Genomic DNA, 12,382 nt, shown 5'->3' on the forward strand with positions numbered 1-12,382 from the left:
CTGCTCGCGGCGGCAGTCATGGGGTCGGACGTCGTCTTGTGACGATTCGTCGGGTTCGCCGGGCCCGTGCCACCCTGGGCAGCCGCCTCACGGCCACGGCGATGCTGATGGTGTACGGCGCGGTCGTGGCCGCCATCGCGTACTGGCCGACGCCGGTCGACAGTGGTCTGCGCGCCAGCATCGGTCGTGCGCTCGCCGCCCTGCACCGTCGGGGACTGCCCGGCTGGTTCGACTACGCCCAGCTCGAATGGTGGGCGAACGTCGCGTTCTTCGCGCCTATCGGCCTGCTGGTCGTGCTGTTAATCGGCGGGCACCGGTGGTGGGTCGCGACGCTCGTGGGAGGGACGGTCAGCGTGGCGATCGAGGTCGGGCAGCACATCTTCCTGCCGATGCGCTACGCGACCGTGGACGACGTCGTCGCGAACACGCTCGGGGCGGCCGTCGGGGCGTTGGTCGGACTCGTGATGCTGGCGGTCGTGCATCACCGGAGGCGCGCGAGAGGCCGTCGGACGGTGCGGCGCCTCGAGGTGTGAGCAGACGTGGGGTCGGAGGGGGCGACGGGCCCTTCGTTGCAGGGCCTCCTTCGGGCCCGCACCATGCCCTGCCGCGTCCTTCTCGCCCCTACGTCGGCGTGTTCATATGCAAGTATGAGAGAACGCGTGAAGTGAGGATTTGTCGTCGAAGGCTCGAGTAGCCGAAGAGTCCTTTCTTCGCGGAGCCGTCCTGGGGGCACTATCCAATGAGCACATGCCGATCAGCAAGAAGTGGAGCCACGTGGAACTGCGTGACTACATCCGTGATCATCGCGGAGGTTATGTGCTCATGGGTGGCGGCCCGGCGGCCTGGTCGAACGGGCTCGACACCCTAAGGCTGACGATATCGTGGAACTTTATCGCCTCGGCCTATCCATTTTCCTCTAAACCAGGTCGCCAACTTGTGCCCGCGGCGGACGTCGTCGCCGATGTCCTGCGCCAAGCCGCGACCGTCACAGCATCAGGAACAGGAACCCACCCCCGATGACCCAAAATCAGCGCCGCCGCCGCGGCTCGAATTACACACGTCCCCTCGTAATCGGTGCACTCACCCTTTTCGTCCTCGTTGATGCAGCCTTGGTCGGATACGCCCTCCTGGGGCAAGGAAAGTCTCCCTCTTCTGACGCGTACACTCCTGTTCCTATCGCGTCGGCGACCGACGACTCGACGGAGGCGGGTGACGCCGCAACGTTCCCCGCTCCGACGGCCACGCAAGTTGCGCTCGTGTCACCATCGACTTACCTCTCAGTAGTGGACGAATCTGTTGCCTACAGGGCGACAGCAGGTACGTGCTCCCCGACGGCGAGACCTGTGCTCGAGAAGTCCGTAGACGGCGGATCGACCTGGACCGCCTCGACAATCACCACAGACCTTTCGTCGGTCTTCCGGCTGCAGGCGGTTGATCGGGCCTACGCTTACGCGGTCGGTCTGGGCGGGTCGTCCTGCGTTCCCGGCGTGACCGCCACCTACACATCGGGCGCTGGTTTCCAGACCTACCCGGACCGCGTAGCGACCACGTGGTACCTGGACCCTGGGCAACCTGCCATCGTTCACTCGCCCGTCGGGAGTGCGGCTGCGCCTTGCGCAGCCGGTGTTGCCCTCGCGCCGGCTGACGGCAGCAACGCAGCATTGCTTTGTTCTGACGGCGTCATCCACAGAACGACCGACTCCGGAGTCTCCTGGGATGCCGGCACAACCATCCCCAGCGCAGTGTCGATTGACTCACAGCCCGGTGGATACGTGGTCGCCGGGCGCCGAACTGAGGCATGCGGCGGAGTAGCAGTCCTTCTCCTCGACATGTCGAGCGCAGAATCGGTGCCGGCGGTTGTGGGTTGCGCAGATGAAGCTTTCGCATCTGTTGACGAGTTCGCGCCCATCGTAATCGCCGCGGGTGCCGGGTCTGTATGGATTCAGCTGGGCGACGCCGTAGCAGTGTCAGCCGACGGCGGACGGACCTTCTGACGCGCGACCCGTGCGCTTTCAGCGGTTCGGCGTCAGAGGTCATCGGCTTCACGTTCATCCCTTCGTCGATGCTGTCGGCCGAGCTGCGCGAAGGAGATCCCCGACCCGGTTGCGGGCCAAGAGCGCGCAGATCAACCCATTGGCCACAACGAAGCTGATGATGGACAGCCGGAGTAAGAGACTCGGCCGTCAACAAGGTTGCTGCAGCCCGTACGAGGCCAAGGCCGAGCCCATAGCTGTCGCCCTTCGATCCGACGGACGCGATCGCGCCTGCTTCGATGAATCGGTCGGAACAATAGCCAAATCGTTCTTATGAACCGCCCGTCGCAGCTAGACGTCAATCCCCAGCGCGCCGTCGGCGCCGTAGTTGCTCCCGTGCACCCGCTCCACCTCGAAGGTGTGGACGGCATACCCGATCGAACGGGCCGCCGGCGGTTTGGACGTGAGGGCTCAGTAGATCGACGGGGTGGCCTGCCACGTGCGACAGATCGGCCCGACCCTGAACTCATCTTTGTGCTCATTGATGAACTTTTTCATCCGCTTGACTCGTAGTCGAGCTCCACCGCAAAGAAGGCCGACGCCGATTTCAGAGTCGCATGCGCCTGGTGTAACCCCGGACCTACCGCTTGGAGTCCGTGTTCCGGGCTGCATCCATCGCGAGTCGGCCTGCTCGCTCCGAGGGTATCTCCGGGTACTTCATCTTGGCCCCCATGACCCCCCAGGGGTCCAGACTTTTCCTCAGGCCCAGGCGGAACCGTAGCGCTCCGACCGGTACGGCGAGAGGACCAGAACAGATGCGGTGACCAGCGGATGGGCGGAGATGCGGACTCACTTCGATAAGCAATCCTCGATCTGATTGCACACGAAGCCATGGGAAGCGGAGGGGCGCGCATTAGCCGACGGTTCAATCTCAAGGTAGACGAAGCCGTCGACTTCTCTGGTATTTCAGGTACGCCTTTATCACGGTGACAACGCCGACGGCCGGGGTCGAGTGGTTCTACGCACCGAGAATGACGGTTCGCCGGTCTGGGGAGCCCCCGGTCAGCGCCACTTAGTAGGCACCGCTCCCACGCAGGACGGCTCGGGCCGTGCGCCCGAGCAGAATCAGATCGTTGAGCACCGACCAGTTCTCCACGTAGTAGAGGTCCAGTCGAACCGAGTCTTCCCACGAGAGATCGCTGCGGCCGCTCACCTGCCACAGGCCCGTGATCCCCGGACGGACGAGGAACCGACGGAAGTTGTGCTTCTCGTAGGACTTGGTCTCGGCATCGAGAGGTGGCCTCGGTCCGACCAAGGACATGGTCCCGTTGATGACGTTGAAGAGTTGCGGGAGCTCGTCGAGGCTGTATCGACGCAAGAACGCGCCCGGCCGAGTGAGACGTGGATCGTCCTTCATCTTGAAGAGCACGTCGTTGCCGGCGTCGCGGTTCTGCTCGGCGAGGTCGGCAAGGTGTTGTTCGGCGTCGACCCGCATCGACCGGAACTTGAACATCGTGAAGGTCACCCCGCCCAGGCCGACGCGCTGCTGTCGAAAGATGACCGGGCCGGGCGAGGTGGAGGCCACGATGACTGCGATGGTCAGGAAGATCGGAGAGAGCACGAGCAAGGCGAGTCCCGCTGCCACCTTGTCGATGGCCACCTTCGTCCAGACCTTCCGCCCGCCGTAGACCGGCGACTCGACGTGGATCAGGGGAAGGCCTGCCACGGGGCGAGTGTGCATCCGCGGGCCGGCGATGTCGGTGAGGGCCGGGGCGACGATCAGCTCGGTGCCCGACGCCTCGAGTGACCAGCCCAGACGGCGCACCGTCTCGGCCGGGAGTTCGTCACTGCTCGTCACGATGACACAGTCGATATGCCCCCGCTTGAGCACGGCTTCGATGTCCGATAGGGAACCTGCCACCTCGATGCCGTGGACGGTCTCTCGTGGGCGGGCGCTCGGGACGCAGGCGAGGACGGGCTTGTAGCCCGCCTCGGGCATCCGGGTGAGACGTTCCGTGAGGTGCAGGACGGACTCCCGCGAGCCGACGAGGAGGGCCGAAGCCGTGTACGTGCCTGTCCGTCGCCGGGAGACGAGCCACTGGCGCCATGCCCAGCGGGACAGGACGAGGCAGACGGCGGCGACGGGGAACGCGGTGAGGACGAAGCTGCGACCGAGGTCGAGGCGGAACACCACGGCGAGGATGGCGAACGTGCCGAAGAGCATGAGGGAGGACTCGAGCACGCGCTTGTACTCCAGGGCACCCTGGCCGATGATGCGCGCGTCGCGGGTCCCGTAGGAGGACAAGACGAACAGCCAGCCGATGGTCAGTGCCAAGGTGGCGATCGTGTGACGCGTGGCGACGGGCGTCCATGCGGCCCAGCCCCAGCTCGCGGCGACGTTGATGGTGTACCAGAGAAGTTCTGCGACACCTACCGCGACGAGCACGATGACCGTGTCGGTCAGTGCCAGTCGTCGCGCGTAGTGGCGGGCCCAGGGGGCCGGCGCCTCCCCGATGATGCCGTGCCGAAGGCGCGCGTCATCCGTGGTGGTCACGAGCTCCCCCTCTTGCAGCGTTCGTCTCGACGTGTGCCGACAGGGATCGAACCGGGACTGGTTTTACGGCTGATGGGCCACGGATGGATACCCCTGAGTATCCAGTCCTTCCACTGTCAAAGGTCCATCGTAATGAATCAGTGTCACATTATGGGAACGAACATCGACGCGTGGGGGAGGGCCCAGGCCCGGTGGCCTTCTCGCCCGTGCTTCGTCAGGGCACCGAGAGCATGAAGGACTCCATAGCGTCGTCCTTGAGAGCCGCTTGCAGGCGAGGAATCAGGGCCGTGTCGAGGTTGACGATCGACTGACCGTCGGCGGACGTGCCCGTGCCGGCGGTCGGGACGGTGAAGAAGTCGATGTCTTCTTTGGCCAGCCCTCGCAGACTCACGCCGAGGTTCGCCAGGGTGCCCGCGTCGAGGGTGTCGTCCACCGACAGGTATTCCGAGACGGAGTCGACGAACGCGGAGATCTTCGCGGGGTCGGTGAGCGTGTCACGGCTGATGACCTTGTCGACGATCGCGGTCATGAACGCCTGCTGGTTCTCGACCCGGGTGTAGTCACCGTCGGTGAAGGCGTACCGCTCACGGACGAAGTTCAGGGCATCGTCACCCGCGAGGTGGTTGAGCCCCGGCACGATGGTCGTGCCGCGCGCCGTGAATCTCTTCTGGCTGAAGACGTCGACGCCGCCCAGGGCGTCGGTCATGCCCTTGAATCCCTCGAAGTCGATGATCGCGACGTGGTCGATGCGGGTCTGCAGCAGCTGCTCGACCGTCTGGACTGTCAGGGGCGCGCCTCCGTAGGCGAAGGCCGCGTTGATCTTCGCTTCGCCATGGCCCGGGATCGGCACCCACAGGTCGCGCATGATCGACATGACGTAGACCTTCTTGCGGTCGGCGTCGACGTGCATGAGCATCATCGTGTCTGTGCGCTGGTCGCTCGGGCCCCCTTCGTCGATGCTCGTCGCGTCTGCACGCGAGTCGCTACCCATGAGCAGGATGTTCATCGAGCCGTCGGTCGGTGCGACCGGCCGCGTCGATTCGTCGGGGAACGCCTGCGGGATCTTCGTGGTCTTCTGGTCGTAGCTGCGGGCCAGGTTCATCGCGTAGACACCACCGATGACACCAACCGTGACGAGGATGCCGACGAGCACCGACGCAAGGATGACGAGGGTCTTCACCGGGCCCGACATGTGACGCTTACGTCGCCCGGTGGGCTCGTGATCGTCAAGGTCTTGGTCGTCCGGGCCGGTGGTGAAGATGTCGGTCATGTGGCTCCCCTGGGCGCGCGACTGCGCCCGCTGTTCGTCGTCAGACGAGCGTAACGCGCGGTTCGTCCGTCGTCGGGTTGATCTCACCCCCCGCTCGGGGGTGACCCCCGGCCACCCGGCGCCGGGCGAACAACGGCAACGTGATCGCCACCAGCGGGCCGATCAACAGGGCCTCGGCCGCCGTGCCGATGCCGACCTGGCCGCCGAGCAGCCAGCCCGCGGCGAGCACCGTGACCTCGATGACCGTGCGGGCTACGCCCACGCGCCACCCGAGTCGCGCGTGCAGTCCGAGCATGAGGCCGTCCCGTGGCCCGGGCCCAAAGTCGGCCCCGATATAGAGGCCGCTCGCGACGGCCAGCAGCACCAGGCCGCCGGCGAACGTCAGCCCCTGCGCCCACCACACCGTCTGTTGCGGCAGCACGTGGAGCCCCAGGTCGGCGACCGGCCCGATCATCAGCGTGTTGGCGATCGTGCCGAAGCGCGGTCGCTGACGCAGAGGGATCCAGAGCAGCAGCACGACGAGGCTCGTGACGAACGTAACGGTGCCGAACGTCAACCCGGTGTGCAGGACGAGGCCCTGGGACAGTACGTCCCAGGGGGCGACGCCGATGCCCGCGCGCACCATGAGGGCGATGGCGAAGCCGTAGGCGACGAGGCCGACGAACAACTGCAGGAGGCGACGCGAGAAGAGCATGGAGTCGATCCAATCGCCGAACTGGCCTGGTGGCAAGGGTCCAATCGGCCTAAGGTGGCGCCATGAGCATCTCCGACCACGGTGCCACCACCGTCTCGTCACGAGCGCTCGGAGTCCTGCTCGACTCGTGGCGCGCCTCCTCGGCCCCCGGTTACCTGGCGCTCGCCGACCGCATCCGCCTGCTCGTGCTCGACGGCCGGCTGCCGGTCGGCACACGGCTGCCGTCCGAGCGCGACCTCTGCGCGCACCTCGGCGTCAGTCGCACGACCGTCGCGGCGGCCTACGCCGCGCTGCGCGACTCGGGGCACGTCGACAGCCTGCGAGGCAGCGGCAGCGTCGTGCGCCTGCCGGCCCGCACCTCGGTGCCCCGCCCGACGACGACCGAGGGGCTGCTCGACCTGACGAAGGCGGCGCTGCCCGCGGTGGACGGCATCGCCGAGGCGGCCCAGCGGGCGGCCGGGCGGCTCGGCGCGTACCTCGACGAGCCGGGCTACGACCCGGTGGGGCGGCCGGTGCTGCGCGAGGCCATCGCCGAACGGTACCGACGGCGAGGGCTCGAGACGAGCGCCGAGCAGATCGTCGTCACCCTCGGGGCGCAGCACGCCATCGCACTGCTCTCCCGCGTGCTGGTCTCGCGCGGCGACCGAGCCGTCGTCGAGGCACCCGGCTACCCGCACGCCTTCGAGGCCCTTCGCGGGGCCGGCGCCCGTCTCGTGCCGGTCAGCGTCACCGTCGACCACGGCTGGGACGAGGCGGCCCTCCTGCAGACCCTGCGTCGCACCAGCCCGCCGGTCGCCTACCTGATGCCCGACTTCCACAACCCCACCGGCGCGACGATGCCCGCCGACCAGCGCGTGCGGGTGCTCGAGGCGGCGGCCGACGAGGGCACCGTGGTGATCGCGGACGAGACCATGGCCGAGATGGCGATCGACCGGCGTCGGGACGCCCCCCTGCCGATGGCGGCGTACGGCCGGGCGGTCTCGATCGGTTCGGTGGGCAAGTCGCTCTGGGGTGGGCTGCGCATCGGCTGGATCCGCGCCGAGCGCCCGCTCGTCGACCGGCTCGTCCGCGCCCGCTCGGCGGGCGACCTGGGCACGCCCGTGCTCGAGCAGCTGGTGGTCGCCGAGCTGCTCGGCGACTTCGACCGCGTGCTGGAGGCGCGGGCCGGCCACCTGAGACGGGGTCGCGACCGCGTCGTCCACGGCCTGCGCGAGGCGTTCCCGTCCTGGCAGGTGCCGTCGCCGGCAGGCGGGCTCACCACCTGGGTCGGGCTCGGGGCGCCGGTCAGCTCGCAGCTCACCCTCGCCGCCCGGCGCGAGGGGCTGCTGCTCGCCGCCGGTCCGGTGTTCGGCATCGACGGGGCGTTCGAGCGGTTCCTCCGCGTGCCGTTCTCGTACGCGGACAGCGACACCGACCGGGCGCTCGCGGGCCTGCGGGCGGCGTGGGACGGCGTGGACGGGGTGCAGGCGCCGGCCTCGCCGCTGCTGGCCGAGGTGGTCTGAGGGACGCGACCGGCGCCTCCTCGGATCGCGACGCCTCGGTCGGGGAGTCGACTCGTCCACAGGAAGACCACCGGGGCCGTTCTGCACGGCATGTAAGAAAGCGCCGCCAGTTCCCAGAGAGGCTGGTGACAATGGAGGCGCGGTGCACGTCGTCCACCGCGCCTCCTCTGCTCTCCCTCTCACCACCGGAGCCCCGTGCACCTGCTGTCCGTCTTCAGCCTGCGCAACCGCGCGCTGATCGCCCTCGTCACCATCGTCGTCGCCGTCTTCGGCGGCATCGCCCTCACCTCGCTCAAGCAAGAGCTCGCACCCAACGTGCAGTTCCCGCAGATCGCGATCGTCAGCTCGTACCCGGGTGCCACGCCCGAGGTCGTCAACGAGGACGTGTCGACACCGATCGAGCAGGCCGTCCAGATCATCCCCGGCCTCGAGGGCACGTCGGCCACCTCGAGCACCTCGCAGAGCACGGTCTCGGCCGAGTTCACCTACGGCACCGACCTCGACTCGGCCGAGCAGAAGATCCAGTCGGCGATCAACCGGCTCTCGCTGCCCGACTCGGTCGACACCCAGGTGGTCACGGGCAGCCTCGACGACCTGCCCGTGATCCAGATCGCCGTCACCGGTTACGACTCGGCGAACTCGCAGGCCCTCGTCGACCGGCTGACGACCGTGACGGTGCCCGACCTGCAGAAGCTCGACGGCGTCCGAGAGGCCTCGATCTACGGCGACGCCGGTCAGCGCGTCGTCATCTCGCCCGACCAGACGGCACTCACCGCCGCGGGGCTGACGACCGCCGCCTTCCAGGACGCCCTGGACGCCAACGGCACGCTGATCCCCGGCGGAACCATCACGCAGGACGGCAAGACGCTGTCGATCCAGGCCGGTCAACGACTCACCACCGTCGACGAGATCCGCGCCCTGCCGCTGCTCGGCGGCACCTCGGCCACCACGATCGGCGACGTCGCCGACGTGCAACTGACCGGTGCCCCCGTGACCTCCATCAGCCGGGTCGACGGGCAGGACGCCCTGACGGTCGCCATCACCAAGACCCTCGACGCCAACACCGTCGACGTCTCGCAGACCGTCCGCGACGCCATCCCGAGCCTCGCCACCGACCTGGGCGACGGCGTGGAGCTCACGGTCGTCTTCGACCAGGCGCCGTTCATCCAGCAGTCGATCGACGCGCTCGCCGAAGAGGGACTGCTCGGCCTCGTCTTCGCCGTGATCGTCATCCTCGTCTTCTTGCTGTCCATCCGGTCGACCATCGTCACCGCGATCAGCATCCCGACGAGCGTGCTCATCACCTTCATCGGACTGCAGGCGGCGGACTACACGCTCAACATCCTGACCCTGGGCGCGCTGACGATCGCCATCGGCCGCGTGGTCGACGACTCCATCGTCGTCATCGAGAACATCAAGCGGCACCTCACCGCGGGCGTCGACCGGCTCGAGGCGATCAAGGTCGGCGTGCGCGAGGTGGCGGGCGCCATCACCGCCTCGACGGTCACGACCGTCGTGGTGTTCCTCCCGCTGGCCTTCGTCGGCAACATCACCGGCGAGCTGTTCCGGCCGTTCGCCCTCACGGTGACCATCGCGCTCGTCGCGTCGCTGTTCGTCGCGCTGACGATCGTGCCCGTGCTCGCGTACTGGTTGCTCCGGGCGCCTAAGGCCCACAAGCACGCACCGGGAGGCGAGGCCGCCGCCGTCGAGGGGGCGACGGCCGAGTCGTTGACGACCCGGGCCTCCGACCCGTCCGACACCCGGCCGCTCGACCGCCTGCGACGCGCGTACGTCCCCGTCCTGCGGGGCACCCTGCAGCGACCGGTCGTGACGATCCTCGTGGCGTTGCTGATCCTGGTGGGCACGGGCGCCGTCATCCCCTTCATGAAGACGAACTTCCTCGGGGCCAGCGGGCAGAACACCTTCACCGTCACGCAGACCCTGCCGCCCGCGTCGAGCCTGCAGACGCAGTCCGACGCCGCCGACCAGGTCGAGCAGGTGCTCGAGGGCGTCGACGGCATCGAGACCGTGCAGTTGACCATCGGCTCGAGCGGCACGTCGATCGCGAGCTTCCTCGGTGGCTCGGGAGACAGCACCGTCACCTACTCGATCACCACGGACGAGAGCGCCGACCAGGACGCCCTGCAGGCCGACGTCCGGTCCCGACTGGACGACGTCACCGACGCGGGCGAGATCGAGGTGTCCGCCTCGAGCGGCTTCGGCACGAGCAACGACATCACCGTCGACGTGACCGCCCCCGACCCCGACAGTCTGCAGACCGCCACGGACGCCGTGCTGAAAGAGGTGCAGGGGCTCCCCGGCACCGCCGAGGCCAGCTCGAACCTGCAGGCGGCCCAGCCGGTCATCGGCGTGAAGGTCGACCGAGCGGCCGCCGCGGCGCTCGGCTACAGCGAGGTCGCCGTGGGTGGCATCGTGTCGCAGGCGATCCAGCCCTTCCGGGTGGGGTCGCTCGAGATCGACAACAGCTCGGTCGACGTCTACACCGTCGACCCGACGCCTCCGGCGACCATCGACGAGCTCGAGGCCCTCGAGCTGCCGAGCCCGACCGGACCCGTGCGACTCGACTCCATCGCGACGGTCGAGCAGACGACCGGGCCGACCTCGGTCACGACGACCGACGCGGTGCGTTCGGCGACCGTGACGATCACGCCGTCGAGCGACGACCTGTCGGCCGCCGGCACCGAGGTGTCGGACGCCGTCGCGTCGGTGACGCTGCCCGACGGCACCGACGCCACGGTCGGCGGGGCGACGGCGGACCAGGCCAACGCGTTCTCGCAGCTCGGGCTCGCGGTGCTGATCGCGATCCTGATCGTCTACATCGTGATGGTGGCGACGTTCCGCAGCCTGATCCAGCCCCTCCTGCTGCTCGTGTCGATCCCGTTCGCGGCGACCGGGGCGATCCTGCTGCAACTGGCCTCGGGTGTGCCCCTCGGCGTCGCGTCCTTGATCGGCGTGCTCATGCTGGTCGGCATCGTGGTGACGAACGCGATCGTGTTGATCGACCTCGTGAACCAGTACCGCGAGAAGGGGCTGAGGGTGCGTGAGGCCCTGCTCGAGGGGGCATCGCGGCGGTTGCGGCCCATCCTCATGACGGCGGCGGCCACGATCTTCGCGCTCACCCCGATGGCGCTCGGGGTCACCGGCCACGGCGGCTTCATCTCGCAGCCGCTCGCCATCGTCGTGATCGGCGGGCTCGTGTCGTCGACCCTGCTGACCCTCGTGGTGCTGCCCGTCATCTACTACCTGTGGGAGCGCATCGGCGAACGCCGGGCCGACCGCCGGGCCGCGGAGGCCGGCGACGCGGCCGAGCCGGCTGGCCCCCGGGGCTGATCTCGGCCGGCATGCCGGGTTCGGCCGTGGCCGTGGCCGCGGCCGTGGCCGTGGCCGTGGCCGTGGCCGTGGCCGTGCAATTCGCGACGACGGGCCGTCGACACGCCGCTCAGTGCTCGTCCGGAGCGGCGTGTCGAATCGTAGGTGTCGGGTTCGGCACGCCGCGATGCGGTCGGCCGGTCGGGTTCGGTATGCCGGGAGAGACCGGTGGGCCGCCCACCGACCCGAGGAGGCGGGGCTTCCGGTTCGGGGGAGGGTCGGGTATCGTAGGTGGGTCGGCTCAAGACACCGCGCCTGTGGCGCGAGCACATCGGCACCTGCGGGGGCCGATCATGCACAGCTTTGAACAGCACGAGGGTTTGTAAGTCTTGTGGGCCGGATTCCCGTCGAGTCACGACGGGATGAATTCACGATTGTGAACGGTCCTGGTCAACGGCTGCCCGGGTATTTCTTCGCGTCATCTCTGACAAGCCCGGAAAGAACTCCTCCATGTCTCCTTACGACAACTCCCGCCCGCGCACCGACCGCACCGGTGGTGCACCCAAGGCCGGCTCCAAGAGCCCCAAGCACCGCGGACACCGCGCCGACGAGGCCGGTGCACCCGCCCCCAAGAAGCGCTGGGACGCGAGCGAGCGCGCCGACCGCGGACGCCGCGAGTTCGGCACCCGCGACGGTGGCGGCAACCGTGCCCCCGGGGCCGCCCGCTCCGATGACCGTCGCCCCAACTGGGAGCCCCGCGAGAAGTCGTCCGGCGGCAACCGCTTCGGCAACCGCGACTTCGACAGCCGCAACGGCGAGCGTGGTCGCGACGCCGCCCCTCGCTTCGGCCGTGACGGTGGCCGCGAGGCCGCGCGTGGCTACGGCCGTGACGGTGGTCGTGACGCCGCCCGCGGCTCCGACCGCGGGCCCCGCTCGTGGGACCGCTCGGACCGCCCGGCACGTGACGACCGCCCGGCCCGCGGCTACGACCGTGACGCGCGTCCGGCCCGCAGCTTCGACCGCGACGCCCGTCCGGCCCGTGACGACCGCTCGCGCGAC

The 12,382-nt window shown here is 68.6% G+C and carries 7 protein-coding genes, 1 pseudogene and 1 other annotated feature; of the genes and pseudogenes, 5 read left to right on the forward strand and 3 right to left on the reverse strand.

Annotation, left to right across the window (positions count from 1 at the left end):
• The first annotated feature begins 38 nt into the window (after positions 1–38).
• A complete protein-coding gene (locus HRF36_RS11795; RefSeq protein WP_173210163.1) occupies positions 39–533 on the forward strand; it encodes a VanZ family protein in 495 nt (164 codons plus the stop codon).
• Positions 534–747: 214 nt separating this feature from the next.
• On the forward strand, positions 748–1,020 hold the full coding sequence (locus tag HRF36_RS11800; RefSeq protein WP_173210165.1) for a hypothetical protein: 273 nt from the start codon (positions 748–750) through the stop codon (positions 1,018–1,020).
• 1,436 nt (positions 1,021–2,456) lie between these two features.
• Positions 2,457–2,570: a sequence feature (AL1L pseudoknot), on the reverse strand.
• 475 nt (positions 2,571–3,045) lie between these two features.
• Here the strand turns inward: HRF36_RS11800 and HRF36_RS11805 are convergent.
• From HRF36_RS11805 to HRF36_RS11815, 3 genes are all read right to left on the reverse strand, one after another.
• Complete coding sequence (locus HRF36_RS11805; RefSeq protein WP_371740144.1) at positions 3,046–4,527, reverse strand: sugar transferase; 1,482 nt, start codon at positions 4,525–4,527, stop codon at positions 3,046–3,048.
• Positions 4,528–4,741: 214 nt separating this feature from the next.
• The gene (locus HRF36_RS11810) at positions 4,742–5,797 is read right to left on the reverse strand and encodes an LCP family protein (RefSeq protein ID WP_173210167.1); all 1,056 of its coding nucleotides are present in this window, start codon (positions 5,795–5,797) and stop codon (positions 4,742–4,744) included.
• A gap of 40 nt (positions 5,798–5,837) precedes the next feature.
• Positions 5,838–6,491 (reverse strand): YitT family protein, encoded by a 654-nt coding sequence (locus HRF36_RS11815; RefSeq protein WP_217271259.1) that lies wholly within the window; start codon positions 6,489–6,491, stop codon positions 5,838–5,840.
• A 62-nt stretch (positions 6,492–6,553) separates the two neighbouring features.
• Between HRF36_RS11815 and HRF36_RS11820 the strand changes: the two genes are divergently transcribed.
• The 3 genes and pseudogenes from HRF36_RS11820 to HRF36_RS11830 form a co-directional block, all read left to right on the forward strand.
• A complete protein-coding gene (locus tag HRF36_RS11820) occupies positions 6,554–7,993 on the forward strand; it encodes a PLP-dependent aminotransferase family protein (protein WP_173210169.1) in 1,440 nt (479 codons plus the stop codon).
• Positions 7,994–8,188: 195 nt separating this feature from the next.
• Positions 8,189–11,344: an efflux RND transporter permease subunit gene (locus HRF36_RS11825; RefSeq protein ID WP_173210171.1), complete on the forward strand. Its 3,156-nt coding sequence runs from the start codon at positions 8,189–8,191 to the stop codon at positions 11,342–11,344.
• 489 nt (positions 11,345–11,833) lie between these two features.
• Positions 11,834–12,382 (forward strand): annotated as a pseudogene (locus HRF36_RS11830) (ATP-dependent helicase); the annotation flags it as partial.

This window comes from Frigoribacterium sp. VKM Ac-2836 (assembly GCF_013248995.1).
Classification (GTDB): domain Bacteria; phylum Actinomycetota; class Actinomycetes; order Actinomycetales; family Microbacteriaceae; genus Frigoribacterium.